Origin of the sequence: Streptomyces sp. NPDC007971 (assembly GCF_042958635.1) — a bacterium.
Taxonomy (GTDB): domain Bacteria; phylum Actinomycetota; class Actinomycetes; order Streptomycetales; family Streptomycetaceae; genus Streptomyces.
This window is the reverse complement of record NZ_JBIBJK010000022.1, coordinates 43411-68694: the sequence shown is the minus strand read 5'-3', so window position 1 is coordinate 68694 and position 25284 is coordinate 43411. Positions and strand designations below refer to the sequence as shown.

27 protein-coding genes are annotated in these 25284 nt (G+C 72.9%); 12 read left to right on the top strand and 15 right to left on the bottom strand.

The features are described 5' to 3' along the window. Positions 1-86: 86 nt before the first annotated feature. On the bottom strand, positions 87-692 hold the full coding sequence (locus tag ACFZCP_RS36070) for a TetR family transcriptional regulator (protein ID WP_391436692.1): 606 nt from the start codon (positions 690-692) through the stop codon (positions 87-89). A 122-nt stretch (positions 693-814) separates the two neighbouring features. Here ACFZCP_RS36070 and ACFZCP_RS36065 point away from each other — a divergent pair, with 122 nt between their 5' ends. Then, positions 815-2341 carry a cytochrome P450 gene (locus ACFZCP_RS36065; RefSeq protein ID WP_391436687.1) on the top strand — a complete coding sequence of 509 codons (1527 nt, stop codon included), beginning with the start codon at positions 815-817 and terminating at the stop codon, positions 2339-2341. Here the strand turns inward: ACFZCP_RS36065 and ACFZCP_RS36060 are convergent. The 4 genes from ACFZCP_RS36060 to ACFZCP_RS36045 form a co-directional block, all read right to left on the bottom strand. Then, positions 2303-3151, bottom strand: a complete 849-nt coding sequence (locus ACFZCP_RS36060; protein ID WP_391436683.1) for a pentapeptide repeat-containing protein — start codon at positions 3149-3151, stop codon at positions 2303-2305. The two genes, ACFZCP_RS36065 and ACFZCP_RS36060, sit on opposite strands and share 39 nt — an antisense overlap. A 275-nt stretch (positions 3152-3426) precedes the next feature. Next, positions 3427-4320 (bottom strand): RNA polymerase sigma factor SigJ, encoded by an 894-nt coding sequence (gene sigJ / locus ACFZCP_RS36055; RefSeq protein WP_391436680.1) that lies wholly within the window; start codon positions 4318-4320, stop codon positions 3427-3429. A gap of 132 nt (positions 4321-4452) precedes the next feature. Continuing rightward, positions 4453-5196 (bottom strand): PIG-L family deacetylase, encoded by a 744-nt coding sequence (locus ACFZCP_RS36050; RefSeq protein WP_391436675.1) that lies wholly within the window; start codon positions 5194-5196, stop codon positions 4453-4455. A 273-nt stretch (positions 5197-5469) separates the two neighbouring features. Next, the gene (locus tag ACFZCP_RS36045) at positions 5470-6771 is read right to left on the bottom strand and encodes an alpha/beta fold hydrolase (RefSeq protein WP_391436669.1); all 1302 of its coding nucleotides are present in this window, start codon (positions 6769-6771) and stop codon (positions 5470-5472) included. 415 nt (positions 6772-7186) lie between these two features. Here ACFZCP_RS36045 and ACFZCP_RS36040 point away from each other — a divergent pair, with 415 nt between their 5' ends. From ACFZCP_RS36040 to ACFZCP_RS36025, 4 genes are all read left to right on the top strand, one after another. Beyond that, on the top strand, positions 7187-7939 hold the full coding sequence (locus ACFZCP_RS36040; RefSeq protein ID WP_391436665.1) for a heterodisulfide reductase-related iron-sulfur binding cluster: 753 nt from the start codon (positions 7187-7189) through the stop codon (positions 7937-7939). Further along, complete coding sequence (locus ACFZCP_RS36035) at positions 7936-9486, top strand: LUD domain-containing protein (protein WP_391436661.1); 1551 nt, start codon at positions 7936-7938, stop codon at positions 9484-9486. Before ACFZCP_RS36040 ends, ACFZCP_RS36035 begins: the two co-directional genes overlap by 4 nt. Continuing rightward, on the top strand, positions 9483-10124 hold the full coding sequence (locus ACFZCP_RS36030) for an LUD domain-containing protein (RefSeq protein WP_391436656.1): 642 nt from the start codon (positions 9483-9485) through the stop codon (positions 10122-10124). The genes ACFZCP_RS36035 and ACFZCP_RS36030 overlap by 4 nt, the downstream gene beginning before the upstream one ends. 114 nt (positions 10125-10238) lie before the next feature. Then, a complete protein-coding gene (locus tag ACFZCP_RS36025) occupies positions 10239-11393 on the top strand; it encodes an ATP-binding cassette domain-containing protein (RefSeq protein WP_391436653.1) in 1155 nt (384 codons plus the stop codon). A 194-nt stretch (positions 11394-11587) separates the two neighbouring features. On the opposite strand, the gene ACFZCP_RS36020 is transcribed toward ACFZCP_RS36025, so the two are convergent. The 4 genes from ACFZCP_RS36020 to ACFZCP_RS36005 all read right to left on the bottom strand — a co-directional run bounded on the left by ACFZCP_RS36020 (position 11588) and on the right by ACFZCP_RS36005 (position 14640). After that, positions 11588-12514 carry a glycine betaine ABC transporter substrate-binding protein gene (locus tag ACFZCP_RS36020; RefSeq protein WP_391437116.1) on the bottom strand — a complete coding sequence of 309 codons (927 nt, stop codon included), beginning with the start codon at positions 12512-12514 and terminating at the stop codon, positions 11588-11590. A 29-nt stretch (positions 12515-12543) separates the two neighbouring features. Then, positions 12544-13215 carry an ABC transporter permease subunit gene (locus ACFZCP_RS36015; protein ID WP_391436648.1) on the bottom strand — a complete coding sequence of 224 codons (672 nt, stop codon included), beginning with the start codon at positions 13213-13215 and terminating at the stop codon, positions 12544-12546. Further along, positions 13212-13892 carry an ABC transporter permease subunit gene (locus tag ACFZCP_RS36010; RefSeq protein ID WP_391436640.1) on the bottom strand — a complete coding sequence of 227 codons (681 nt, stop codon included), beginning with the start codon at positions 13890-13892 and terminating at the stop codon, positions 13212-13214. The genes ACFZCP_RS36015 and ACFZCP_RS36010 overlap by 4 nt, the downstream gene beginning before the upstream one ends. 148 nt (positions 13893-14040) lie before the next feature. Further along, positions 14041-14640 (bottom strand): TetR family transcriptional regulator, encoded by a 600-nt coding sequence (locus tag ACFZCP_RS36005; protein ID WP_391436636.1) that lies wholly within the window; start codon positions 14638-14640, stop codon positions 14041-14043. A gap of 141 nt (positions 14641-14781) precedes the next feature. On the opposite strand from ACFZCP_RS36005, the gene ACFZCP_RS36000 reads away from it, so the two are divergent. The 4 genes from ACFZCP_RS36000 to ACFZCP_RS35985 all read left to right on the top strand — a co-directional run bounded on the left by ACFZCP_RS36000 (position 14782) and on the right by ACFZCP_RS35985 (position 19291). After that, a complete protein-coding gene (locus ACFZCP_RS36000; protein WP_391437110.1) occupies positions 14782-15639 on the top strand; it encodes an AAA family ATPase in 858 nt (285 codons plus the stop codon). After that, complete coding sequence (locus ACFZCP_RS35995) at positions 15636-16985, top strand: VWA domain-containing protein (RefSeq protein ID WP_362690590.1); 1350 nt, start codon at positions 15636-15638, stop codon at positions 16983-16985. Before ACFZCP_RS36000 ends, ACFZCP_RS35995 begins: the two co-directional genes overlap by 4 nt. 236 nt (positions 16986-17221) lie before the next feature. Then, on the top strand, positions 17222-18196 hold the full coding sequence (locus ACFZCP_RS35990; RefSeq protein ID WP_391436632.1) for a pyridoxal-phosphate dependent enzyme: 975 nt from the start codon (positions 17222-17224) through the stop codon (positions 18194-18196). A gap of 123 nt (positions 18197-18319) precedes the next feature. Further along, positions 18320-19291 carry a zinc-binding dehydrogenase gene (locus ACFZCP_RS35985; protein WP_391436629.1) on the top strand — a complete coding sequence of 324 codons (972 nt, stop codon included), beginning with the start codon at positions 18320-18322 and terminating at the stop codon, positions 19289-19291. Positions 19292-19356: 65 nt separating this feature from the next. On the opposite strand, the gene ACFZCP_RS35980 is transcribed toward ACFZCP_RS35985, so the two are convergent. Next, positions 19357-19722, bottom strand: a complete 366-nt coding sequence (locus ACFZCP_RS35980; protein WP_362690599.1) for a cupin domain-containing protein — start codon at positions 19720-19722, stop codon at positions 19357-19359. Between the two features lie 354 nt (positions 19723-20076). Then, entirely contained in the window at positions 20077-20751 is a 675-nt protein-coding gene (locus ACFZCP_RS35975; RefSeq protein WP_391436621.1) for a hypothetical protein, read from the bottom strand. Between the two features lie 52 nt (positions 20752-20803). Here ACFZCP_RS35975 and ACFZCP_RS35970 point away from each other — a divergent pair, with 52 nt between their 5' ends. Together ACFZCP_RS35970 and ACFZCP_RS35965 are read left to right on the top strand one after the other, a co-directional pair. Further along, positions 20804-21403 carry an HD domain-containing protein gene (locus ACFZCP_RS35970; RefSeq protein WP_391436616.1) on the top strand — a complete coding sequence of 200 codons (600 nt, stop codon included), beginning with the start codon at positions 20804-20806 and terminating at the stop codon, positions 21401-21403. 2 nt (positions 21404-21405) lie between these two features. Further along, a complete protein-coding gene (locus tag ACFZCP_RS35965) occupies positions 21406-21960 on the top strand; it encodes a GNAT family N-acetyltransferase (RefSeq protein ID WP_391436612.1) in 555 nt (184 codons plus the stop codon). Between the two features lie 865 nt (positions 21961-22825). On the opposite strand, the gene ACFZCP_RS35960 is transcribed toward ACFZCP_RS35965, so the two are convergent. Beyond that, the gene (locus ACFZCP_RS35960; protein ID WP_391436607.1) at positions 22826-23065 is read right to left on the bottom strand and encodes a hypothetical protein; all 240 of its coding nucleotides are present in this window, start codon (positions 23063-23065) and stop codon (positions 22826-22828) included. Between the two features lie 58 nt (positions 23066-23123). Next, positions 23124-23327 (bottom strand): hypothetical protein, encoded by a 204-nt coding sequence (locus ACFZCP_RS35955; protein WP_391436604.1) that lies wholly within the window; start codon positions 23325-23327, stop codon positions 23124-23126. 164 nt (positions 23328-23491) lie between these two features. Between ACFZCP_RS35955 and ACFZCP_RS35950 the strand changes: the two genes are divergently transcribed. Beyond that, positions 23492-24457, top strand: coding sequence for a pirin family protein (locus tag ACFZCP_RS35950; RefSeq protein ID WP_391436600.1), 966 nt, complete (start codon positions 23492-23494; stop codon positions 24455-24457). Positions 24458-24729: 272 nt separating this feature from the next. On the opposite strand, the gene ACFZCP_RS35945 is transcribed toward ACFZCP_RS35950, so the two are convergent. After that, positions 24730-24963: a hypothetical protein gene (locus tag ACFZCP_RS35945; protein WP_391436597.1), complete on the bottom strand. Its 234-nt coding sequence runs from the start codon at positions 24961-24963 to the stop codon at positions 24730-24732. Continuing rightward, positions 24964-25134, bottom strand: coding sequence for a hypothetical protein (locus ACFZCP_RS35940; RefSeq protein WP_391436592.1), 171 nt, complete (start codon positions 25132-25134; stop codon positions 24964-24966). Positions 25135-25284 lie beyond the last annotated feature (150 nt).

Genomic DNA, 25284 nt, shown 5'->3' with positions numbered 1-25284 from the left:
TCGTCCGGATGCACGGCCGGCCGATGCACGCGCCGCCCGGACGGCCGGCCGTCCGGATGCGCGGGCGGCCGCTGTCCGCGCCGGGGTCAGGCGATGGCGCCCAGCAGGGTCCGCGCACACAGGTCGCGCACCTGCTCACGGGTCAGCTCGCCGTCGCGCAGCCACTCCAGGCAGACGGCCGTGGTGAACGCGAGCCAGCCGCGCACGGCCAGGCGGACGTGAGGGGCGCTCTCCAGGAGGGGCCCGAACTCGGGGTCGGCCGCCAGCGCGGCGAGGATCTGCTCCTCCTGGGCGGCCAGGGCCCGCCGGTAGACACGGCGTACGACCTGGTCGCCGGCCGCATCCGCACGGTGGAAGGCACGGAAGCCGTGGGCATGGGCCTGGACGTAGCCGAGGTAGGTGTCGAGGCCGGTGCCGAGCTGCTCGCGCGCCGGAATCCCGGGCACGGCCGCCGTCATGCGCAGCATCCGCTCGCTCTCGCGCTCCACGACCGCGGCGAAGAAGTCCCGCTTGGTCGGGAAGTAGTGGTAGAGCAGCCCTCGGGAGACACCCGCGATCTCAGCGACCTGCTCGATCCACACCTCGTCGTAGGGACTCTCCGAGAACAGGCGTGCCCCGACCGACAGCAACTGCTCGCGCCGCTCCTCGGTGCTGAGTCTGCGACGGACGCGTTCCCCCTGGTTCGCGGGCATGACGTCACTTTACTTGACGCCGGTTCAACAAGGGGCACACACTGAACCGCGCTATTGAACCCACGTACAACACGTGTCGGATCACAGGTTCACCCGTCCGCTGGACCAAGGGAGATCGCGCCATGGCGGAGACGACGGAGGCCGGGCTGCCGAAAGGTTTCCGGGGTGCCGAGCAGGGCTGGCCGGAGCTGCACCGCATTCCCCATCCGCCGCACCGGGTTCCGCTGCTCGGCGACGTGCTCGGCGTGGACCGGCGCCGTCCCCTGCAGGACTCGCTGCGCATCGGCCGCCGGCTGGGCCCCATATTCCGGCGCCGGGCGTTCGGCAACGAGTTCGTGTTCCTGTGGGGCGCGCGACTCGCCGCCGACATCGCCGACGAGTCCCGGTTCGCGAAACACGTGGGCCTCGGGGTCGCCAACCTGCGTCCGGTCGCCGGGGACGGGCTGTTCACGGCGTACAACCACGAGCCCAACTGGCAGCTGGCGCACGACGTGCTGGCGCCCGGTTTCAGCCGGGAGGCCATGGAGGGCTACCACGGGATGATGCTCGCCGTCGCGGGGCGGCTGACCGGCCACTGGGACCGGGAGCAGGCCGCCGGACGGGCGGTGGACGTGCCCGGCGACATGACCAAGCTGACCCTGGAGACGATCGCCCGCACCGGGTTCGGGCACGACTTCGGCTCCTTCGAGCGGGAGCGGCCGCACCCCTTCGTGACGGCCATGGTGGGCACGCTCACCTACGCGCAGCGGCTGAACAGCGTGCCCGTGCCGCTGGCCCCGCTGCTGCTGCGTGCCCCCGCCCGCCGTAACGCGGCCGACATAGCCCACCTGAACCGCACGGTCGACGGCCTGGTGGCGGACCGGCGCCGGTCCGGCGGCGGGGACGGGGACCTGCTGGACCGGATGCTGGAGACGGCCCACCCCGAGACCGGGGAACGGCTGTCGGCCGAGAACGTCCGCAAGCAGGTGATCACGTTCCTGGTGGCGGGCCACGAGACCACCTCGGGCGCGCTCTCCTTCGCCCTGCACTACCTCGCCCGGCACCCGGAGGTCGCCGCCCTGGCCCGTGCCGAGGTGGACCGCGTGTGGGGCGACACCGCCGAGCCGGGCTACGACCAGGTCGCCAAGCTCCGCCATGTCCGCCGGGTCCTGGACGAGTCGCTGCGGCTGTGGCCGACCGCGCCCGCCTTCGCGCGCGAGGCCCGGCAGGACACCGTGCTGGCCGGGGAGCACCCGATGCGGCGCGGTGCGTGGGCGCTGGTCCTGACGGCGATGCTGCACCGCGACCCGGAGGTGTGGGGCGAGGACGCCGAGCGGTTCGACCCGGACCGGTTCGACGCCAAGGCCGTCCGGGCTCGTCCCCCGCACACCTTCAAACCGTTCGGGACCGGCGCACGGGCGTGCATCGGCCGCCAGTTCGCCCTGCACGAGGCGACCCTCGTCCTCGGCCTGCTGCTGCGCCGCTACGAGCTGCGGCCCGACCCGGACTACCGCCTCCGGGTCACCGAACGCCTGACGGTGATCCCGGAAGGGCTGCGGCTGCACCTGGAGCGGCGCCCCGCAGCCGCGCGCCCCGCCGCACCGGTCATGGTCCCGGACGACGGCGTGGGGTCAGGAGCCCGCTGTCCAGTGCACGGGACGGGTGAGTGAACCCGGCAGCCTGGTACCGGCGTTGCCCCGGGCCGCGTCGAGCTGCGGCTGGGTGAGGAAGAAGGCGCCGGTGAGATCCGCGTCGCTCAGCTCCGTGTCGCGCAGATCGGCACCGATCATGTCCGCACCGCGCAGGTCGGCGCCGGTCAGGTCGGCGGCGATGAGGTAGGCGCCGCGCAGGCTGGCACCGCGCAGGTCGGCGCCCCGCAGACGGGCCCCGATGAGGTCGGCGCCCCGGCGGTCCTTCGCCCTGCCCTTCTTGCCCCTGGATCCGGCCACCCCCGCGCGGGCCAGCTCGCTGGTGCGCAGCAGGAGCACGTTGATCTCCTGCCGGTGGGCGGCCACGTCCAGCGCGGCAAGCTCCTCGGGGGTCTGCCGGGTGAGCCCTTCGGTCCGCTCCAGGGCCCGGCGCAGGTCGGCGTGGACGGGCGCGGCGGCCTCCAGGCCCAGCGCCTCCGTCAGGTACCAGAGCAGTTCGTGCAGCTGGCGGACGACGGGGAACACCTCGACCATCAGGCGGGCCTGTTCCTTCGGCCCGGTACGCCAGTCCTGGCCGCCGAAGGTGATCTGCGAGACCTTCTGTCCCGCGCCGAAGCAGTCGTAGACCGTGCAGCCGGTGAAGCCCTTCTCTCGCAGGCGGGTGTGGATACCGCAGCGGTGGTCTCCCCCGAGGTTCGGGCAGGGCTTGCCCGCGGGCTTGTCGAGGGCGAAGTCCGCGGAGGCGGCGAAGGGCAGGGCGACGCAGCACAGCCCGAAGCACTGGGCGCAGTCGCCGCGCAGGCTGGCGGTGTCGGTGGTCTGGTCCGGCATGAAGTCAAGCCTACTGACCTGCGAAACCTCCCGGTCGGCGGGTGACCGGAACCCGGGTACGCACCGTCACCGTCGGGCCGCCGACGGGCAGGAGCGCAGAGCCGGGGCCGAGGGCCAGGGCGAAGGCCAGGGGCAAGGGCAAGGGGCGGGGCCGGGGGGCAACCGTCGGGTGGCCGCCCGACGGGCAGGCGCCCGACGGCAGCCGGGTCGCCCTGGTCGGCGACGCGACCCGGCAGGCCGGGCGGGCCCGCCGGCGGGGCGACCCGGTCGGCCGGTCAGGGCCCCAGCGGGGGCAGGGCCAGCCCGGCCAGGCGGTCGGGATCGGCAAGGATGTACATCGCGGTGATCCTGCCGTCGACGACGGTGAACGCCGTGACCGACAGCGGCTGGCCCTCGGGCGCGGTGACCACGCCCACCGAGCCGTTGACCAGCGCGAGCCGCGCGAATCCGGCGAGCCGGGAGAACGTCGCGGCCTGTTCGGCCACCGCCCGCGCACCGCGTACGGCCTTGGAGGCGGCCGCACCCCGCACCAGGGCGCCCGCGTCGGCGCGCAGTTCCACATCCGGGTGGAGCAGGGCGAGCAGCGCCTCGAAGTCGCCGCCTCGCGAAGCCGCGAGGAAGGCGTCGACCACCTGCTGTTGCCGGCCGAGGTCGGGGTCGGCCGCGGGCGTGGCCCCCTGGACCCGGCGGCGGGCCCGGCTGGCCAGCTGCCGGGTGGCGGCCGCGGTGCGTTCCACGATGGCGGCGATGTCGTCGAAGGGCACGGCGAACATGTCGTGCAGGACGAACGCCAGCCGTTCGGCGGGCTCCAGCGTCTCCAGGACGACGAGCAGGGCGACCCCGACCGCGTCGGCCTCCAGCACCTCGGACTCCGGGTCCACCCGCGACAGCGGCCGCACCAGCGGATCCGGGACGTAGGTTTCGTCCATCGGCTCCTCGCGGCGGGCCGAGCGCGAGCGCAGTATGTCCAGGCAGATGCGGCCGACGACCGTGGTCAGCCAGCCGCCGAGGTTCTGGATGCCGTCCGCGTCGGTGCGGGCGAGCCGCAGCCACGCCTCCTGGACCGCGTCCTCCGCCTCGGCGAGCGAGCCGAGCATCCGGTAGGCCACCGCGCGCAGCTGACCGCGGTGTTCCTCGAAGCGGTCCGCGAGCAGGTCCGTGCCGTTCATGTCGTCCCCCGTTACGTCTTGTGGGATGTGGTGGGCCGCGTCACGTCTTGTGGAAGTGACGGGTCGCGCTACGTCTTGTGGGAAGTGACGGGTCGCGTTACGTCTAGTGGGAAGGGGTGGGTCGCGGGTCGGTCATCTGGCGAACACCTCGAACGCCACGGCCGGCCGGCCGCCGAAGCGTTCCCCGGCGGCCCGGGTGTGCCCGGTCAGGAAGTCACGGGCGTACGTCTGCGGGTCCTGGTCGGTCAACGCCTCGATGTAGGTGCGGTGTTCGAGCAGGGCGTGCACCGCGCGCTCCAGTCCGGGCGTGGCGTCGACCGCGTGGGTGGGAGCGGACGACCCGGCCACGGCGACCCAGCGGACACCGTTCCAGGGTTCCAGCCCCTGCTCGGCGAGTTCCGGGAAGATCCAGCGGTTGCCCGCGTCCGCGGCCGCGTCCAGGGTGGCGCGGCCCACCGCCCGGTGGTCGGGGGTGTTCCAGGCGACACCGCCCCAAGTGTCGCGGTGGTTGAGGGTGAGGACGAGTTCGGGGCGGTGACGGCGGATCGCGGCGGCGATGTCCCGGCGCAGAGCGAGGCCGTACTCGATCACTCCGTCCCGGTGGTCCAGGAACTCCACGGTGGTGACGCCGACCGCGGCAGCGCTCGCCCGCTGCTCGCGCTCGCGCAGCGGGCCGCAGACGGCCGGGTCCAGGCCGTCGATACCGGCCTCGCCGCGGGTCGCCAGGACATAGGCGACCTCGCGGCCGGCTTCGGTCCAGGCGGCTATGGCCGCCGAGCAGCCGTACTCCAGGTCGTCCGGGTGGGCGACCACGGCGAGCGCACGCTGCCAGTCGTCGGGCAGCGGTTCCAGCGGGGTGATCTTCGGCTCGGTCATGGGCGCAGACTATGCGGCCCGGCGAAGCCCGCAACTCCATTTGCGGAGCGGCTGGTTGTGTCGCGGCCGGGCGGCTGGTCGTGTTGCGGCCGGGCGGCTGGTCGTGTTGCGTCCGGGCCCGCGCGGGCGGTGCCGCCACCGGCCGTCCCGCGGCGAGGGCACACCCGAAGCCGAGTGAGTACCACGCCCGGCCGGCACCCCGCGATCAGGGCGGACCGGCAGGCTCTGCGGCAGACGGTGGCGGGGCCGGCGGCCCGCCCGCGCGGCTGTCCGTCACACCTCGTCGCGGGCCATGGCGAGCAGCCGGTCCAGGACACGGGGCGCGCCCGCGCGCAGGCCGTCGTGCTCGAACTCGTCGGTCACCCAGGTCCGCAGGCCCTGGACGGCACGGGCGGTTTGCAGGGAGTGGGCACTGTCCACGTACATGTCGTCGTGGTAGATCGCCGCGGCGACCGGGACCTCGTTGATGGCGAGGCGCGCGGAGTCGTACAGGGGCTGCCAGTCGGTGCGGGCGGCCAGCAGTTCGGCCGTCTCGCGCAGCGGCCGCAGGGCCGGGTCGGTGTCGAACATCCAGGGATGAACCGTTTCGCCAGTGAACAGCACCGGGGCGTCCCCGGCGAGGGCCTTGGCCGCGTCGAACTGCGGGAACTCGGCGCGCACCCGCTCGGCGGCCCAGGCGGTGGGACGGCCGTCCTGGCCGTAGATCGTCTCGTGGACGAGGGCGTAGAGGGGGTGGCCGGCGTACGAGAGTAGGGCCTGGGCCTCCGCCTGGAAGGCGTCGGACAGGTCGAGGCCGCCCGCGGTGCGGACGAAGGCGTCCTCCAGGAGGTAGTGGAGGCGGTGGCTGCCGTCGCTCGTGCCGAGCATGAGACCGAGGGACTGGAAGGCCTCCACGGTGAGGCGGTAGCCGTTCGGCAGGACGACGTCGTGGGTCAGGAGGTGGTCGGCGATGCGACGGACCCGTTCGACGTCCTGCGGGTAGCGGGCGTAGTGCGCGCCGACCTTGCGTTCGATGCGCGGGTAGGCGGCCCGGTAGACGTCGTCGGCGTGGGCGTCGAGGGAGGGCAGGCCACCGGTGACGACGGCGGTGCGCACTCCCTCGGGGGCCAGGGAGAGGTACGACACCGTGCAGAAGCCGCCGAAGCTCTGGCCGAGGACGGTCCAGGGGGCGCCGCCCGTCACCTCGGGGCGGATGGCCTCGCAGTCGCGGACGATCGCGTCGGCGCGGAACCGGGTGAGGTAGTCGGCCTGCTCGGCGGGGGTGCCGCGCAGGGGCAGCGTCTGCCGGGTGGCGGGCGTGGAACGGCCGGTGCCGCGCTGGTCGAGGAGGAGGACGCGGTAGTCCTGCAGCGCGCGGTCGAGCCAGGCCTGACGCCCGATGAAACGGTTCGCCCCGAAGCCGGGGCCGCCCTGCAGGTACACCAGCCAGGGCAGGTCCTGCCCCGCCTTGTCGCATGCGACGGCCTCACGGGCGAACAGCTCGATGGTCTCGCCGCCCGGGTCGCCGTGGTCGAGGGGCACGGTGAAGCGGCGGTCGGTGAGGACGACGCCGGGCTGGCGGTAGCTGAGGCTCAACGGGTCTCCCGGGACGGATGGGTCGGACGCGTCCCAGTTCAGCACACTCAGGACCGTGGGCCGCCCCCTGGGATCATGCATTGTTACTGAACTTCCGGTCAGCGGGCGGCGAGGCCGGAGCGGCGCACCGCCGACTCCGGCCGGAGCTCCACGCACCGGTGCTCGCGGGCGCGGATCCGCCCTCGGCCTCGGTCTCCTCCGGCGGCGGTCCCGCGGCGGGTGCGCCCATGGTGACGGCAGGCTGCCGTACGGCGGTGAGGCGGACGGCCGCCGAGGCGGTGGACTCGATGTCGTCGCAGCCGTCGGGGGCGAGAGGCGAGGTCGTCGGGGACGACGCGGCGAGGCGCGCTCTCCCCCTCGACGGTGTCCGCCGACTACCCTGCACTCGTCCGATGACCGACCGCGAGGAGCCGCGATGCGTGTCGCTTTGTTCCTGACCTGTGTCAACGACACGCTCTATCCGGACACCGGCCGAGCAGTGGTGAAACTGCTGAACAGACTGGGTGTCGAGGTCGACTTCCCGATGGCCCAGACCTGTTGTGGACAGGCGCACTACAACACCGGCTACCGGCATGAGGCGGAGCCGCTCGCCCGGCATTTCTCCGATGTCTTCGGGGAGTACGAGGCGATCGTGACCCCCTCCGGGTCCTGCGGGGCGATGGTGCGGGAGCTGTATCCGCGCATGGGTGAACGGGCCCGGGCCGAGGGCCGCGGGGACACCCTCGCCCGCACGCTCGCGCCCGTGGTCCCCCGGACCTATGAGCTGACGGAGTTTCTGGTCGATGTGCTGGGCGTGACGGACGTGGGCGCCTTCTACCCGCACAAGGTCACCTACCACCCGACCTGCCACGGGCTGCGCGGCCTCGGGCTCGGCGACCGCCCGCAGCGGCTGCTGCGGGCGGTCGAGGGGCTGGAGCTGGTGGAGTTGCCGGGCGCCGAGGAGTGCTGCGGGTTCGGCGGCACCTTCGCGCTGAAGAACTCCGACGTGTCGGCGGCGATGGGCGCGGACAAGGTGCGCAACGCCGAGTCGACCGGGGCCGAGGTGCTGTGTGCCGCCGACAACTCCTGTCTGATGCACATCGGCGGGACCATGACCCGGCACGCGGTGGGAATGCGGCCGGTGCACATCGCGGAGATCCTGGCGAGCTCGCGGGAGGCGGCGGTATGAGCGAGACCTTCATCGGCATGCCTGCGTTCCCCCCGCCCACCCACGCCGCGTTTCCCCCGCCCACCCACGCCGCGTTCTCCCCGTCCGACCTCCCGGCGTTCCCCGAGGCCGCGCGCGAAGCCGTCCACAACGCGACCCTGCGCGGCAATCTGCGCCACGCCACGCACACCATCCGCGCGAAGCGGGCCAGGGCGGTGGCCGAGCTGTCCGACTGGGACCGGCTGCGGGAGGCGGGACGGGTCATCAAGGACCACACGCTGCGCCATCTGGACCGGTACCTGGTGCAGTTGGAGGAGTCGGTCACCGCCGCGGGCGGCACGGTCCACTGGGCGGCCGACGCCGACGAGGCCAACCGGATCGTCACCGAACTCGTCAAGGCCACCGGCGAGTCGGAGGTCGTCAAGGTCAAGTCGATGGCGACGCAGGAGATCGGGCTCAACGAGGCGCTTGAGGCGGAGGGGATCAGGGCGTACGAGACCGATCTCGCCGAGCTGATCGTCCAGTTGGGCAGGGACCGGCCCTCGCACATCCTCGTCCCCGCCATCCACCGCAACCGCGGAGAGATCCGCGACATCTTCCGCGAGGAGATGGGCCGCTGGGGACGGCCGGCCCCCGAGGGCCTGACCGACACGCCCGCCGAACTGGCCGAAGCCGCCCGCCTCCACCTGTGGGAGAAGTTCCTGCGCGCCAAGGTCGCCATCTCCGGGGCCAACTTCATGGTCGCCGAGACCGGCACCCTCGTCGTCGTCGAGTCCGAGGGCAACGGCCGGATGTGCCTCACCCTGCCCGAGACGCTCATCTCGGTCGTCGGCATCGAGAAGACCGTTCCCGCCTGGCAGGACCTGGAGGTCTTCCTGCAGACGCTCCCCCGCTCCTCCACGGCCGAGCGCATGAACCCGTACACGAGCATGTGGACCGGCACCACGGACGAGGACGGCCCGACGGCCTTCCACCTGGTCCTGCTCGACAACGGCCGCACCGACGCCCTCGCCGACCAGGTCGGGCGCCAGGCCCTGCGCTGCATCCGCTGCTCGGCCTGCCTCAACGTCTGCCCCGTCTACGAGCGCGCCGGCGGGCACGCGTACGGCTCGGTCTACCCCGGCCCCATCGGTGCCATCCTCAGCCCGCAGCTGCGGGGAACCGGGAGCGAGATCGACGCCTCGCTGCCCTATGCCTCGTCGCTGTGCGGCGCCTGCTACGAGGTCTGCCCCGTCGCCATCGACATCCCCGAGGTGCTGGTGCATCTGCGCGAACGGGTCGTGCAGGGCGGCCCGGCGGTCCGGCAGGGCAACAAAGTGGTCCTCAGACCGGCCAAGGGGCATGCGGCCGAGCGGGCCGCCATGCGGGCGGCGCGCTGGGCGTTCTCCCACCCGGGCGCCCTGCGCACGGGCCAGCGGCTCGCCTCCCGCACCCGCCGGCTGCACCCGCGCACCCTGCCCGGTCCCGGCAGGGCCTGGAGCGGGACCCGGGACCTGCCGGCCCTGCCGGCGGAGCCGTTCCGGGACTGGTGGCAGCGGACCAAGGGTGGAAAGGACGGCGCCGAGTGAGCAGCAGGGAACGGGTCCTGGGCAGGGTGCGGCGCGCACTGGCCGACGTACCGCCGGGCGACACGCCCTACGACCAGGTGGTCCCGCGCGACTACCTGAGGGAGCACGGCGACCGCACGGCCGCGCGCACGGTGGACCTGCTCGCGGAGAACCTCGCCGACTACCGGGCCGTCGTGCACCGCTGCACCGAGGCCGAACTCCCGCCGCTGGTGGCCCGGTTGCTGGCGGCCCGGAAGGCGGGCTCGGTGCTGGTGCCGCCGGGTCTGGAGGCGGGCTGGCTGGCCGAGGCGGAGGTCACGCGGGTGGCCGACCGGGCGGAGAGCACTCCCGAGGAGCTGGACCGGGTCGACAGCGTGATCACAGCGTGCGCGGTGGCGATCGCCGAGACCGGCACCATCGTGCTGGACGGCGGCCCCGACCAGGGCCGGCGCCGCATCAGCCTCGTGCCCGACCACCACATCTGCGTGGTCCGGGTGCCCGAGCAGGTGGTCGCCTCGGTACCGCAGGCCCTGGCACGTCTGACTCCCTCACGCCCGCTGACCTGGATCTCCGGGCCCTCGGCGACCAGTGACATCGAGCTGGACCGGGTGGAGGGGGTCCATGGACCGCGGACGCTGGAGGTCCTGCTGGTGGGCTGACGCCGCCCGTTTCGGCACGGCGGTGGAACGGCGGACGACAGGGCAGGCCCCGGGCATCCGCCACTCGGGCCACGGCGGAATGACGCCCGGACCACCCCGCCGTAGCGTGAGGGGATGATCCGGTTCGAGCAGGTCACCAAGCGGTATCCGGACGGTACGACGGCCGTGGACGGCCTCTCCTTCGAGGTGTCGGAGGGCGAGCTGGTGACGCTCGTGGGCCCCTCGGGCTGCGGCAAGACGACGACGATGATGATGGTGAACCGGCTCATCGAGCCGACCTCCGGCCGGATCTTCGTGAACGACGAGGACGTCTCCGGGGTCGACCCGGTGCGGCTGCGCCGCCGCATCGGCTACGTCATCCAGCAGGTCGGCCTCTTCCCGCACCGCACCGTCCTGGACAACACGGCGACCGTCCCCGCGCTGCTCGGCTGGAAGCGGGGGAAGGCGCGGGCCCGGGCCGCCGAGCTGCTGGACCTGGTGGGTCTGGACCCCGGGACGTACGGGCCGCGCTATCCGGAGCAGCTCTCGGGCGGCCAGAGGCAGCGGGTGGGCGTGGCACGGGCGCTCGCGGCCGATCCGCCGGTGCTGCTGATGGACGAGCCGTTCGGGGCGGTGGACCCGGTGGTGCGCGAGCAGTTGCAGGACGAGTTCCTGCGGATGCAGGCCGCGGTACGCAAGACGGTCCTGCTGGTCACGCACGACATCGAGGAGGCCGTCCGGCTCGGGGACCGGATCGCCGTGTACGGGCAGGGACGCATCGAGCAGTTCGACACGCCGGGGGCCGTGCTGGGCACGCCCGCAACGTCGTACGTCGCCGGGTTCGTGGGGGCGGACCGGGGGCTGAAGCGGCTGTCGGTCACCGAGATCCAGCCGGACGATCTCGAACAGCCGCCGGTGGCCCGTCCGGACGAGCCCGCCGAGCGCGCCGCCGACCGGCTGCGGGCCGAGGGCGCCCGGTGGGCGGTGGTCCTCGACACGCACGGCGACCTGCACGGCTGGGTCGGCCGGCACGAGCTGGCGGCGGGCGGCACGGTCGGGGACCTCGCGCACCGGATGACCGCGTGGGTGCCGGTGGGCGCTCCGCTGAAGCAGGCGTTCGGGGTGATGCTCCAGCACGACGCCGGGTGGGTCGCGGTGCTGGACGGGGCGCGCTTCCTGGGCGTGCTGACTCCGGCGAAGCTGCACGAGGCGCTGCGCCGCTCGGTGGACGCGGACGCGCGGGGTGTCCCGCGGGGCCAGGTGCCGTTCGACTCGGTGTCGGACGCCTGAGGCCGCGGCCCGACGGGGGGCCCGACAGGGGAGGGACGGGGGACGATGGCGGCCCGACAGGGGCCGGACGGGAGCCCGACAAGGGACGGGACCGGGGACGACGGCGGACCGATAGAAGCCGGACGGGAGCCCGACAAGGAACGGGACAGGGGACGACGGCGGCCCGGCGGGGCCGGACAGGGCCCGGCGGGCGGTCACTTCAGCAGGCCCTTGTCCTTCAGGTACGTCCGGGCGACGTCGGCGGGCAGCCGCCGCCAGCTGTCGACCTGCCGGTTCATGTCCGCGAGGTCCGCCGTCGTGAGGACGTCGTTGAGCCCTCCCAGGGCCTTCGCCACGCCCGCGCCGCCCGCCCGGGAGCGGTTGACGACCGGGACGACGTAGTCCGCGTTCTGCAGGTGCCGGTCGTCGGCGAGCAGGACCAGGCCGAACTGGTCGAGCGTCGCGTCCGTGGTGGTGGTCAGCACCATCTGGTCCCGGCCGTCCTGCACGGCCTTCTTGGCCTGGGTGGTGCCGACGCCCTTCGGGTCGACCCCGGTGACGTCGATGCCGTACACCTTCTTCAACCCCGGTGCGCAGTACGGACGCTGCACGCACTCGTCACCGGCCGCGATCCGCACCTTCAGCTTCGCCGCGCCGAGGTCGCCTAGGGTCTTGAGGTGGTGCTGCCGGGCGTAGGCGCCGCTGACCGCGAAGGCGTTCTGGTCCACCGCGCGGCCGGGCGGAAGGACGGTGAGGCCGCGGGGCGCGGCGAGGTCCCGCAGGGCCTTCATCGTGGCGTCGAGGTCGGGTGAGCCCACGGGTTTCGCGTCGGCGCCGTGGGTCTTGGCGTTCAGCCAGTCGGCCAGGGTCGCCGCGTACTCGGGCACGACGTCGATCTGGCCGGACTCCAGGGCCGGTTCGTACAGTTCCCGGTTGGCGACCGTGATGAGCGAGGTCCGGTAGCCGGCCTGGTTCAGCAGCTGGGCGTACATCTGGGCGAGCAGGTCGCTCTCGGTGAAGCCGGCCGAGCCGATGGTCAGGTGGTGGCTGTCGCCGGGCGGTGCGGTGACCTCGCCGCGGTTCTCCAGGGAGGGGCCGGTGGTGCAGGCGGCGACGGTGCACAGCGCGGCCACGGTACACAGCACGGCCGGCGTCGCCGCCGCACGGCCCTTCACCGGCCGCCCCTGGCCCACGCCGGCGCCAGCCGCACGGCGATCTCGAAGACGCCCTCGACGATCAGCGCGAACACGGCGACGAGGACGGCACCGGCGACCACCTGGGGTGTGCTGGCCAGGTTGAAGCCCGCCGTGATGATCCGGCCGAGGCCCCCGCCGCCCGCGAGCGCCGCGATGGTGGCGGTGGCCACGAGCTGGACCGCGGCGATCCGCACCCCGCCCAGGACCATGGGGAGCGCGAGGGGAAGTTCCACGCGGCACAGCATCTGCCGCCCGGTCATTCCCATGCCCCGGGCCGCCTGTACGACGCCCCGGTCGACCTCGCGCATGCCGACGTAGGCATTGGTGAGCAGCGGCGGCACGGCGAACAGCACCAGGGCGACGACCGTCGGCCCTTCGCCCCACCGGCCGACGGGGGTGAGCAGCAGCAGGACCAGCACGGCGAAGGTGGGGACGGCCCGGCCGGCGTTGGAGATGTTGACGGCGAGCGCGCCGCCCTTGCCCAGATGGCCGAGCACCAGGGCGACCGGCAGCGCGATCAGACAGCTGATCAGCAGGCAGACGACGGTGAGCGCCAGGTGCTGGAGCAGCCGGTGCCGGACACCGTCGTCGCCCGACCAGTGCGCGGGGTCGGTGAGCCAGTCCCAGGTGGCGCCGATCATGTTCATGCGCGGGCCGCCCTGATCCAGGGGGTGATCAGCCACTGCACGCCCAGCAGGAGCAGGTCCGCGACGACGGCGATCAGCACGCACAGCACGGACGCGGTGAGCACCTGGGCCTTGAAGTAGGTGTTCATGCCCGCGTAGATGAGGTTCCCGAGGCCTCCGAAGCCGACGATGGCACCGACCGTGACCAGGGAGACGGCCGAGACGGCCGCGATGCGCAGCCCTGCCATCGCGGCGGGCAGGGCCAGGGGCAGTTCGACGGTGAGCAGCAGCCGGACGGGGCCGTAGCCGAGACCGCGCGCGGCCTGCCGGGTCTCCTGCGGGACCGCGCGCAGACCGGCGAGGATGTTGCGGACGAGCACGGTGAGCGAGTAGAACACGAGGCCCGCGACGACCAGGGTGGCCGAGAGGCCGTAGAGGGGCAGGAGCAGGGAAAACATCGCCAGGGACGGGATCGTGTAGAGGATCGTCGTCACGGCGAGGACCGGGCCGGCGGCCAGGGCCCAGCGGCGGGCCAGCACCGCGAGCGGCACGGCGATCACGAGACCGATGAGGACCGACAGCCCGGTCAGCTCCAGGTGCTGGCCGACCGCGTCGAGCAGGACCTCGCGGCGGGTGCTCAGATAGGCGCCGCAGATCCATTCGTTGCGCGCGAGGCAGTCGTCCGGGGGCGCGGTCACGAGTCCATTGCACCGGGCGGGCGACGGGGGCGGCGCGTTGTGGTGGCCCGTCCGGGGATGCGGGCCACCGGACGCGGGCCACCGGACGCGGGCCACCGGACGCGGTCCACCGGACGCGGTCCACCGGACGCGGGCCTCCGGATGCGGGCTAGGGCGCCGCCGTCGCGGTGTGCGCCTGTGCGACTCCGGCCGCGTCCAGCAGTGCCGTCACCGTCGCCGTGGCGAGTCCGTCGTCCAGGTGTTCCACGCGGGCACCGGCACGGGCGCTGGCGCCGTCGAAGATCAGCATGAGCTGGCGGGCGAGCAGGTCGGGGTCGTGGGCGCCGCCCCGCTCGGCCTGGGTGCGGAACAGCGCCTTGAGGTCCTCCTTCACCGCGCGGGCCACCTGGCTCGCCGGGTGCCCGGGGTCCTTCAGCTCGACGAGCACGGCGAGGTAGGGGCAGCCGAGGTAGCCGGGATCGGCGGCGGCCTTCTCGACCTGCTCGAAGACGTACAGGATCCGCTCGCGGGGCGTCACGGAGTCCGGGTCGGCGGGCGCGAGCAGGGCCTCGTACCGGGGGATCCGCTTCTCCAGGCTCGCGGCCAGCATCTCGTCCTTGCTGTCGAAGAGCTGGTACATCGACCGCTTGGAGACGCCCGCCGTCCGGCACAGCGCCTCGATGCCGACGGAGACGCCGTCGCGGTAGAACAGCTGGGCCGCCGCGTCGAGCAGCCGGTCTCGGGGGGATGCCTTGTCGGTGGTGGCCATACGGCGAGGTTACCGCGTCCGCCACGAGAGGAAACCGATCGGTCTACCATGGTGGGACCTGGCGGGACCCCCGTGACAGAGGGGGTGAACAAGCGCTTAGATAGGACCTGGCTGCCCATCCCCGACCTGCCGGAGGCCCCGTTGTTCACATCCGTCGACGACGTCTCCGCCCGCCTCGCCGGGACCGGTTACCTCGCCTCACCCGCCGTCGCCACCACCGTCTTCCTCGCCGCCAGGCTGGGCAAGCCGCTGCTGGTGGAGGGCCCCGCCGGGGTCGGCAAGACCGAGCTGGCCAAGGCCGTCGCCCAGGTCGCCGGGGCCCGGCTGGTCCGGCTGCAGTGCTACGAGGGCGTCGACGAGTCCCGTGCGCTGTACGAGTGGAACCACGCCAAGCAGCTGCTGCGCATCAGCGCCGGGCGCGACGAGAGCTGGGACGAGACCCGCACCGACATCTTCAGCGAGGAGTTCCTGCTCCCCCGCCCGCTGCTGACCGCGATCCGCGGCGACGAGCCGACCGTCCTGCTGATCGACGAGACCGACAAGGCCGACGTGGAGATGGAGGGGCTGCTGCTGGAGGTGCTCAGCGACTTCCAGGTCACGGTCCCCGAGCTGGGCACGATCACCGCCACCCGCCGCCCCTTCGTCGTTCTCACCTCCAACGCCGGCCGGGAGCTGTCGGAGGCGCTGCGCCGCCGCTGTCTGTTCCTGCACATCGGATTCCCCGAGGAGGAACTGGAGCGGCGGATCGTACGGCTGAAGGTGCCCGGGCTCGACGAGGCGCTGGCCGCATCGGTGGTCCGCGTGGTCGGGGCGCTGCGCGCGATGGACCTGCGCAAGGCTCCGTCGGTCGCCGAGACCGTCGACTGGGCGAACACCCTGCTGGCCCTGGGCGCCGGCACGCTGGACGAGACCGTCGTACGGGACACCCTGGGGGTGATCCTCAAGCACCAGGACGACGTGCAGAAGGCCGCCGCCAAGCTGGACCTGGACGCGCTGTGAGCGATGTCGACGGGCGGATCACCGCCCTGGTCGGCGCGCTGCGCGCGCACGGCGTACGGATCGGCACCGGGGAGACCGTGGACGCGGCCCGAGCGGTCGAGGCCCTCGGGCTCGCCGACCGGGAGCTGCTGCGCGAGGGGCTGGCGGCGACCCTGCTGCACGGTCCGGCGCAGCGGGCGGTGTTCGACCCCGTCTTCGACCTGTACTTCCCGCGCGGCGTCGGTGGTGGGGACGGCGGCACCGCGGACCGGCAGGAGCTGCGCGACCGCCTCGCCGACGCGCTGGCCGCCGACGACCGGTCCCTGATGGCACTCCTGGCGGCTCAGGCCGTGGACGGCCTGGGCGGGTACGGCAGTTCGCCGGGGGCGGACGGCTGGTCGGCGTACCAGACCCTCGACCGGCTCCGCCCGCAGACCCTGCTGGCCCGGGTGCGCGCCGACGTGCGGGGCCGGGACGGTGGCGCGGGGTTCGCCGACCGGCTGCTGGACGACGAGATCCGGGGCCGCATCGAGGCCTTCCGGCAGCTGGTGGCCGCGGAGGCGCGGCGCCGGGTGGCCGAGCGACGCGGCCGGGACGAGATCGCCCGGCGGGCCGTCGCCCCGACGGCAGACCGGGTGGACTTCCTCTACGCCGGCCGGGACCGGCTCGCCGAGCTGCGCAGGACCGTTCAGCCGCTCGCACGCAAGCTGGCCACCCGGCTCGCCGCGCGCCGCCGCCGCGCCGCACGTGGCACGATCGATCTGCGCCGCACCGTGCGCTCCTCACTGTCCACGGGCGGGGTGCCGATGCGGCCGGTGCTGCGCAGGCGCCGCCCCGCCCGGCCCGAGCTGGTGCTGCTCTGCGACGTCTCCGGCTCCGTGTCCGGGTTCTCCGACTTCACGATGCTGCTGGTGCAGGCGCTGCACGACCAGTTCAGCAAGGTCCGGGTGTTCGCCTTCGTCAACCGCCTCGACGAGGTGACGGGCCTGCTCGGCCACGGACACGCCGACCCCGACGGGCTCGGCGCCCGGATCCGCGCCGAGGCCACGCTCACCGGCTGGCACGGCAGCAGCGACTACGGCGTCGCCCTCGGCGAGTTCGCCGAGCGGTACGGCGACGCGGCCGGCCCGCGGACGACCGTGTTCGTCCTCGGCGACGCCCGCACCAACATGAGCGACCCGAACCTGCCCGCCGTCCGCGGCATCGCCCGCAGCGCCCGCCGCATGTACTGGCTGAATCCCGAGCCGCGCGCCCAGTGGGGCACCGGCGATTCGGCGGCGCCCGCATACGCCGAACTGGTCGAGATGCACGAGTGCCGCAACGCCGGTCAGCTGGGCGCACTGGTCGAGCGGTTGCTGCCGGTGTGATGCAACGGTTGTTGACGGTGTGAAGCAACGGTTGCTGCCGGTGGGTGAAGCAGGGAATCGGGCCCGCCGTGGGGGCGGAGCGGAGAGAGGAGCGGCTCATGGACCTGCGGCGGACGGTGTGACGCGGTGGGGCCCGGCGTGATCGACTGGCGCCGAACGGCGGACGGGCGCCCACCCTGTGCCCACCGGTCGTTCGCCGACCGCCCGCCCTCCGCCCGCAGACGAGGACGTACGACATGAGCCATCCAGCCGTGCAGCTCGGTACCTTCCCCACTCCCGTGGAACCGGCACCCCGGCTCGCCGCCGCGCTCGGACTCGGTTCCGAGGACCTGTGGATCAAGCGGGACGACCTGACCGGTCTCGGCGGTGGTGGGAACAAGATCCGCAAGCTGGAGTGGACCCTGGGCGCGGCGCTCGCGGAGGGGGCGGACACCCTCGTCACCACGGGTGCCCCGCAGAGCAACCACGCCCGGCTGACGGCCGCCGCGGCGGCTCGGACGGGCCTGGAGGCCGTCCTCGTGCTCCGCGGCTCACCCGGCTGGTCGCACTCCGGGAACCTTGCGCTGAACGGCCTGTTGGGAGCGCGTCTCGCATGGGCGGGCGAGGTGGACCAAGCCGGGCTGAACGCCGCTGCGGCCGAGGTGTGCGGGCGGCTGCGCGAGACCGGTGCCCGGCCGGCCCTGATCCCCTTCGGCGGGTCCAGCACGCTGGGCGCACGGGGCTACGTTCAGTGCGGCGAGGAGCTGCGCACGCAGGTGCCGGGGCTGCGCACGGCGGTGGTCGCGCTCGGCTCGGGCGGCACGATGGCCGGCCTGGTCGCCGCCCTGGGAACGGAATCGGTGCTGGGCGTGGACGTGGGCGCGCTGGCCGACCCGAGTGCGGCGGTGACGGAGTTCGCGGGTCCGCTCACCGCGGAGAAGGTCACCGCGGACCGGCTGAGGGTACGCCGTGACCAGGTGGGCAGCGGGTACGCGGCACTGACCGGTCCGGTGGCCGAGGCACTCCGGCTCGCCGCCCGCACCGAGGGCGTCGTCCTCGACCCCACGTACACCGGCCGGGCCCTGGCCGGCCTGGCCGCCGCGGTCCGGGACGGCGACGTACGGCCGGGCGAGAAGACTGTGTTCGTCCACACCGGCGGCCTGCCCGGCCTGTTCGGCCACGCGGAGGCCGTCGCCTCCGCCGAGGAGGCGGCAGGGGCATACGGCGTCTGACGGCCGCGGCCCCTTACACGCACCCGCGCCGCTCCTCCCCCGGGACTACGGCCCTTCCCCGATGCGGGGCCGGTGGTCCTGGCCCTAGCCTGCGAGTACGCGAGGGTGGGGAGTGAGCAGGACATGAAAGCTGTCGTCCAGGACCGGTACGGTTCACCGAACGTGCTGGAGCTGAGGGACATGGAGCGACCGGTGCCCTCCGACGACGAGGTGCTGGTGCGGGTGCGGGCGGCGGGGTTGAACGCTTACGACTGGCACCTCATGCGCGGTGACCCGTACGTGGCCCGACTGGCACTGGGACCGCGCGCACCCCGGGCCCGGATCAGAGGACGGGACTTCGCGGGCGAGGTGACGGCGGTCGGCCGGAACATACGGGATCTCCGGCCGGGCGACGAGGTGTTCGGCGAGGTCGACGGCACGTTCGCGGAGTACGTGTGCGTCCCCGACGCCTGGGTGGAACGCAAACCCGCCACGCTCACCTTCGAGCAGGCGGCGGCCTTGCCGCTGGCCGGGAACACCGCCCTGCGCGGCCTGCGTGACGTGGCAGGTGTGCGGCCGGGGCAGCATGTACTGATCAACGGCGCGTCCGGCGGGGTCGGCACGTTCGCGGTGCAGATAGCCAAGGCGCTGGGCGCGGAGGTGACCGGCGTGTGCAGCACGCGCAACGCCGAGTTGGTCCGCTCGCTGGGCGCGGACCACGTCGTCGACTACACGCGGGAGGACTTCACGCGCGCCGGCCGACACTACGACGTCGTCCTCGACCTTGCGGCCAACCACGGGATCGTCGGCCTGAGGCGCGCCCTCACGCCCACCGGCACGCTCGTCCTCGGCAGCGGGGGCAGGTCGGGGCAGTTCCTCGGAGCTCCGGTCCTCATCCTCAAGGGTCTCGCGCTGTCCCCGTTCGTCCGCCAGCGGCTGCGCCCCCTCATCGGCCCGGCACCCGGCAAGGCGGTACTGGCGGACCTGCGAGGGCTGGCCGAATCCGGGAAACTCGCCCCGGTGATCGACCGGACGTTCCCGCTGGGTGAGGTGCCCGAGGCCATCCGGTACCTGGAAGAGGAACACGCCCGCGGGAAGGTGGTCGTCACGATCTGACCACCGGACGGCTCGCAGGAGTGCCCCGCGGTGACGCGCGCGCCGCGGGGCACTCGGGGACCGGCTCACGCCCCCTGAGCCCGCGCATAGTTCTGGGCCATGCCTCCCGCGAAGTCCAGCACCACGACCTGTTCGTCGCCCACGACCCAGGCGTCGTGCCCCGGCGAGCACACGAAGACGTCGCCGGGGCCGACCTCGCCCTCGCCTCCGTCGTCCATGTGCAGGTGCATCCGTCCCTGGAGCACATAGCCGTTGTGGTGGACCATGCAGCTCCTGGTGCCCGCGATCGGCGCCACGGACTCCGACCAGCGCCAGCCCGGTTCGAAGGTGCCGACCGCGAAGTCGAGCCCGGTCAGGTGGAGCGCTTCCAGGTGGCCGCGGGGGAAGTCACGCCGCTCGTCCGGCTTGTCGACCGTCTTCACTTCCAGCATCACGGTGTCCTCCCATCCGGCCGCTCACCGCGGCCGGGGCCGGCCTCCGTCCCCCGGCGGCCTCGGACGGCACCGGCGCTGCGGCGGTGACCGTACCCCACGCCTCCATCGTCGGCCCGGCCTGTCGGGGCCGCCATCTGGAGGCAGCCGCGGCGGGACGTGCCCGAGGCGTGCCCAGACGTGCCCAGGCATGCCGGGATAACGTTGTCGCTCAGCCGTCAGGGGCCCCACGCCCGCTCACGTGATGCCGTGGGACCCGCCGAGGGGGCTCCGATCAGTTCCGATCACTGCTCACTGCTCAGTGCTCACTGCTCAGTGCTCGCTGCCCAGTGCTCGCTGCCCAGTGCTCACTGCTCAGTGCTGGAGCGCGCCCTGAGCGGGAATCTCGGCGGCGCGGGACGTCCGTTCGGCGCGCCGCGCGGCCACCACCGCGTACACGTAGGCGAGATCGAGCACGAAGCAGCCGATGTAGAGGTAGTGCATGAGGGCGCTGTCGTAACGCGGGGCGCCGTCCGGGTCGGTGAGCAGCGCGAGTGAGGCGCACGCGGTGCCCACCAGCTTGGTCACGGCGATACCCGGCGACTGACCGCGCGTGCTCCGGCGCGCGGCCAGCATCGCGAGGAACATGCCGGACATGGCCAGGTTGCTGCCGAACGCGGTGATCGCGCCGACGCCCTCGTCGAACTGCTCCGAGGCGTAGTTCATGCCCGGATAGGCGAGGGCGATCAGAACCGCCAGTGCGGGCAGGAACAACCGATCGGGGAGGTAGGGGAATTCGGCCCGCCCGAAGCGTACGACGGTGTAGCCGATGGCGAGATCGAAGCAGAACCAGACGATGTTGATGCCCTGCATGACCCCGGACGGGGGCCGCACGAACGAGAACATGAACTCCCAGCTGAAATTGGTGGCGAACGCGACGACGGGCATCCCGAAGGTGCGTTCCCGAAGCCCCGTGCGGATCAGCAGCACGTACGCCGCGGTCCAGAAGAGCCCCGTACCGAGCAGAAACGCCGTGTGCACCGCCTGCATGAACACCCTCCGTGATGCGACCGTCACGCACGCCGGGGATTACTCTCGCACGATGGCAGCAATGAGCACAGTGTCGATCGCGACGGACGCGACGGACGCCCCACCGCTGCGGCCGCTTCCCGAGCGGGCCACCGAACTGCTGGCCCGAGTGGACGCCCCGCCCCGGCTGGTCGCCCATCTCAGGGCGGTGCACGACGTGGCGGCGCAGCTCGTCGACTGGGCGCAACGGCACTGCCCGGGGCTGGAGTTCGACGCCCATGCGGTGCTGTTCGGAGCCGCGACCCACGACATCGGCAAGGCCGTGCACCCGGCCGAGCTGTCCGGCCCGGGCGCCCGGCACGAGGAAGCCGGGAGGAAACTGCTGCTCGAGCACGGCGTGGAGTCCGGCCTGGCCCGGTTCGCCGGGACCCACGCCTCCTGGACCCCGCCCGGGATCGGTACGGAGGACCTGCTGGTGAGCCTCGCCGACAAGGTGTGGAAGGGCAAACGCGTCCCTGAGCTGGAGGACCTGGTCGTCGCGCGGCTGGCCGACGCCGACGGGCGGGCGGTCTGGGAGTGGTTCATGGAGCTGGACGAAACCCTCACCCGGATCGGTGAGGAGGCCGACCGTAGGCTGGCGTACCAGATGTCCCACTCCCTGGCCCGCAGGTGACGATGTACACGATCCCGCTCGGTGACGACGGTGCCGGTCTGTGTCCCCTCCTCCCCCGGCAGGCCGGGGAGTTCCTCGCCCACGTGGACCGGGGCCGTGAGTTCATCGGACGGTTCAACGGGCTGCCGGACGTGATCACGGACCTGGCGTCCAGCCGGGCGTTCCTGCAGGCGTACGCCGAGAAGGAGGCCGCGGACGCGGGCCGCATCTGTGGGATCCGCCTCGACGGCACGCTGGTCGGGGCGGTGATCCTGCGTCGCATGGACGTGACCCGGGGCACCGCCGAGGCCGGCTGTTGGCTGGAGCCGGCGGCGGTGGGCCGGGGCCTGGTGACCCGGGGTGCCCGAGTGCTGATCGACTGGGCGATCCGGGAGCGGGGCATCCACCGCGTCGAGTGGTGGGTGTCGCCGCACAACGCCCCGAGCATCGCGGTCGCCCGGCGGCTGGGCATGCGCAGGGACGGCCTCCTCAGGGAGAGTTACCTGCACCGCGGGCAGCGGCACGACGAGGAGATCTGGTCGGTGCTGGCACCGGAGTGGACCGGCGGAGCCGACTGACCGGGGCCGCCGCGCCCTGGGCCGGCCCCACACCTGTGCGGCAGCTCGCCGACGCGGACCACGTCGTGGCCGCGACGAGGACCGGCTCCCCGCCGACCGGCGGCCTGGCGCGCGAGGTGCAACGCGCGACGTGCGGGACGCGGCGTGCGGCGTTTGGCGTGCGAGGTGCGAAGTGCAACGCGCGAGGTGCGGCGTGCCACGTTCCTGCCGGTGTGCGACGTAGGGCGTGACCACGGATTACCGACAACGGCCCGTCCGCAGATCGCTGCCACGGGTCCCTCCGCGGATCACCGTCATGAGCCCATCCGCGGATCACCGTCATGAGCTCATCCGCGGATTGCCGTCATGGGCTCATCTGCAGGTGGCCGTCATGGCCCGTCGCCGATCGCAGGCTCGGGCCCGTCCGCGGGTCGCGGGCTCGGGCCGGCTGCCGGTCGCGGCCCTCCGCACGGTCCGTCGCCGAAGGACGGCAGAAGAAGCCAGGCCGATGCCATCCTTCGGCGACAGACCGTTGACCGTCCTGCCGGTGAGATGCCGTCCTGCCGGTGAACGGAGGCCGGTCGCCCGTGCGGAAAATTGGTCGGCCGTCGCCTGCAACCTCGCCCGGGGTCGGACGTCTGTCGGGATGGAGGCCTCCACTTCGACCTAAGTCCCACCGACCCGAGCAATCGAAGGAACCCATGTCCGCACACCGCATCCCCCGTCCTCGCCGCATCCGCAGGCTGCGCACCGCCCTGGGGGTCTCCGCCGTCGGCGCGGCACTGGCCGTCGGCGGCGCCGTGACCGCGCGGGCGTCCCAGAGCGGCGCACACTCCGCGTCCCGGCCCGACGCCACCGCCGCTCCCACGCCCGCCCCTGCGGGCGGTCACGCAAAGCCGTCTCCGGCCCCGGCCCGCACGGCGACGCCGGTACTGGTGCCGTCCGCACCGCGCACGAGCGCCCCGACCCCGGTACCGTCGGCCCCCGGCACGGACACCTCCTCGCCGGCCCCGTCCGCGCCGCACACGGCAAGCCCCTCGCCGGTCCCGTCCACTCCGCGCACGGGCACCCCCTCGCCGGTCCCGTCGCCCGGGCACCCGGGGGCGCCGCGGCCCGTGCCGGCCACCCCGGCCCCCTCACCGGTACCGCATCACGGCCACCGCCCGGCGTCGCCGACGCCGGTCTCAGCGACCGTGTACGCCACGCCTTCGCCGGTTCCGCAGCAGCACTGAGGCATGCCGGTGTGCGGGGAGCCGCCCGATGGGGATCACCAGGGTCTGCATCAGCGAGACCACGATCCCGCCGAGGGCCAGCACCGCGACGACGACATTCGTCCGGGGTATGGGGGACTCCCCCGCCTCGCCGGGCCGGGAGTGCGCTTGGGACATGGTTCGCGCCTCCATCACAGGGACGCGGTCTGCACGCTTTGCCGAATATAAGTCAGCTGATTGACTTAACCAAGCGTGACCGGGGTTCTGTTGTCCGCCAAACGCCCGCACCACACCCCCGGCGCACTCGGCAACGGCGACGCCCTGCCGCTAGGTTGGGCGGCATGAGCAACCTTGACCGCGCGCCCGTGCCCAGTGTGTGCGGCGGCCGCGGCTTCGTCGTCGCCGAACCCGTCCGCGAGCTGCTGAGCCCCCGCCATGTGCAACTCGGCGAGTCGACCGAGGTGCGCCGACTTCTGCCGAACCTCGGCCGGCGCATGATCGGCGCCTGGGCCTTCGTCGACCACTACGGCCCCGACGACATCGCCGACGAGCCGGGCATGCAGGTTCCGCCCCACCCGCACATCGGACTGCAGACGGTCAGCTGGCTGCACGAGGGCGAGGTGCTGCACCGGGACTCCACCGGCAGCCTGCAGACCATCCGCCCCAAGGAGTTGGGCCTGATGACCTCGGGCCGGGCGATCAGCCACTCCGAGGAGAGCCCGAAGCCGCACGCCCGCTTCCTGCACGGCGCTCAGCTGTGGGTCGCTCTGCCCGACGAGCACCGGCACACCGAGCCGAAGTTCGAGCACCACCCCGACCTGCCCAAGGTCACCGCGCCCGGCCTGACCGCCACGGTCATCCTCGGCGCCCTGGACGGCGCCGCCTCCCCCGGTACGACGTTCACCCCGATCGTCGGCGCCGACCTCGCGCTCACCGGGGGCACCGACCTCCGCCTGCCGCTGGAACCCGAATTCGAGTACGGCGTGCTCGCCATGTCCGGCGAGGTGCACGTGGACGGCGTACCCGTGCTGCCCGGCTCGATGCTCTACCTCGGCTGCGGCCGCACCGAACTCCCGCTGCGCGCCGAGTCGGACGCCGGAATCATGCTGCTGGGCGGCGAGCCGTTCGCCGAGGAACTGATCATGTGGTGGAACTTCGTCGGGCGTACGCAGGACGACATCAAGCAGGCACGCGAGGACTGGACGAACGGGACGAGGTTCGGGGAAGTGAAGGGCTACGACGGGGACCCGTTGCCCGCTCCCGAACTGCCGGCCGTACCGCTGAAGCCGCGGGGTCGAGTGCGCTGAGCTGGGATTGTCCGGTTCGGCACGCACATAGCCGGGCGAGGCGAAACGCACCCCGCCCGGTTCGCTCAGACCACGTGAGCAAACACCCTTCACACCCCCCGTTCCACTCCATCCTGAAGTGCACGTTTCGCCAGCCGTAGTCAGCTTTGATCGGACTGATGCTGACCCAATGCTGACTTTACTGACGGTCAATCAGCTCCCTCTCTCGGGACTTCGCTGACACCGCCCGCGTCTCACTCGCCTCCGCTTTCCCGCACCTGCGCCAAGAGTCGTCAGCGGATCGCCTTTCCCTCGGCGAGCGCGGATCCCACTCCCTTCGGAACCATGCTGACCGCATCCGTCGCGCCATGCGCGAGGGCGGCGCCGCCCATCGCGGTGAGCACCAGTGGGTTGATCCGTGCGAGCAGGCCCGTGAGCCCCGGTACACCGGCCTCGGTCATCATGAGCGCGTGGACCGCGGACTCCTTGGTGCCGCTGGTGTGCTCGATCCGGGTCCGTCGGTGCATTCACCAGTCCGCGTGGCCGGGTACCACCCACAACGGGAGAAGGCCGTACAGCAGAAAGCGCCGACCGGCGTCCTCCGCCTCGGTCGATCGGAGCGGGGTCCGCAGGTCGTCGGACCGCCGCCAGCCCCGCCAGTTCCGCCAGGCCGTACGGGGCGGAGCACGCAGTGTCATGGAAACATCCGTGACAGTGACAAGGCCTTCGACCGGGGCTTTCGGGCCCTCCGGGCCACGCCTGCCTGGTACCGGTACCCCTCCTCCTGTCGGCGACACCATGCACAAGCTCGTGCCCATCGGGTACTCGGCTGCGGTCACCCCCGATCG

Coding starts and splice junctions, on each gene's coding strand:
- ACFZCP_RS36050 (WP_391436675.1), bottom strand. CDS start 5,196: ATGACCGAGCCGAAGATCACCCCGCTGGAACCGCTGCCCGACGACTGG.
- ACFZCP_RS36065 (WP_391436687.1), top strand. CDS start 815: ATGGCGGAGACGACGGAGGCCGGGCTGCCGAAAGGTTTCCGGGGTGCC.
- ACFZCP_RS35955 (WP_391436604.1), bottom strand. CDS start 23,327: ATGTCCCAAGCGCACTCCCGGCCCGGCGAGGCGGGGGAGTCCCCCATA.
- ACFZCP_RS35980 (WP_362690599.1), bottom strand. CDS start 19,722: ATGCTGGAAGTGAAGACGGTCGACAAGCCGGACGAGCGGCGTGACTTC.
- ACFZCP_RS35990 (WP_391436632.1), top strand. CDS start 17,222: ATGAGCCATCCAGCCGTGCAGCTCGGTACCTTCCCCACTCCCGTGGAA.
- sigJ (WP_391436680.1), bottom strand. CDS start 4,320: ATGAACGGCACGGACCTGCTCGCGGACCGCTTCGAGGAACACCGCGGT.
- ACFZCP_RS36015 (WP_391436648.1), bottom strand. CDS start 13,215: ATGAACATGATCGGCGCCACCTGGGACTGGCTCACCGACCCCGCGCAC.
- ACFZCP_RS36070 (WP_391436692.1), bottom strand. CDS start 692: ATGCCCGCGAACCAGGGGGAACGCGTCCGTCGCAGACTCAGCACCGAG.
- ACFZCP_RS35965 (WP_391436612.1), top strand. CDS start 21,406: ATGTACACGATCCCGCTCGGTGACGACGGTGCCGGTCTGTGTCCCCTC.
- ACFZCP_RS35975 (WP_391436621.1), bottom strand. CDS start 20,751: ATGCAGGCGGTGCACACGGCGTTTCTGCTCGGTACGGGGCTCTTCTGG.
- ACFZCP_RS36060 (WP_391436683.1), bottom strand. CDS start 3,151: ATGCCGGACCAGACCACCGACACCGCCAGCCTGCGCGGCGACTGCGCC.
- ACFZCP_RS35985 (WP_391436629.1), top strand. CDS start 18,320: ATGAAAGCTGTCGTCCAGGACCGGTACGGTTCACCGAACGTGCTGGAG.
- ACFZCP_RS35940 (WP_391436592.1), bottom strand. CDS start 25,134: ATGACACTGCGTGCTCCGCCCCGTACGGCCTGGCGGAACTGGCGGGGC.
- ACFZCP_RS36040 (WP_391436665.1), top strand. CDS start 7,187: ATGCGTGTCGCTTTGTTCCTGACCTGTGTCAACGACACGCTCTATCCG.
- ACFZCP_RS36025 (WP_391436653.1), top strand. CDS start 10,239: ATGATCCGGTTCGAGCAGGTCACCAAGCGGTATCCGGACGGTACGACG.
- ACFZCP_RS35945 (WP_391436597.1), bottom strand. CDS start 24,963: ATGCACCGACGGACCCGGATCGAGCACACCAGCGGCACCAAGGAGTCC.
- ACFZCP_RS35970 (WP_391436616.1), top strand. CDS start 20,804: ATGGCAGCAATGAGCACAGTGTCGATCGCGACGGACGCGACGGACGCC.
- ACFZCP_RS35950 (WP_391436600.1), top strand. CDS start 23,492: ATGAGCAACCTTGACCGCGCGCCCGTGCCCAGTGTGTGCGGCGGCCGC.
- ACFZCP_RS36035 (WP_391436661.1), top strand. CDS start 7,936: ATGAGCGAGACCTTCATCGGCATGCCTGCGTTCCCCCCGCCCACCCAC.
- ACFZCP_RS36005 (WP_391436636.1), bottom strand. CDS start 14,640: ATGGCCACCACCGACAAGGCATCCCCCCGAGACCGGCTGCTCGACGCG.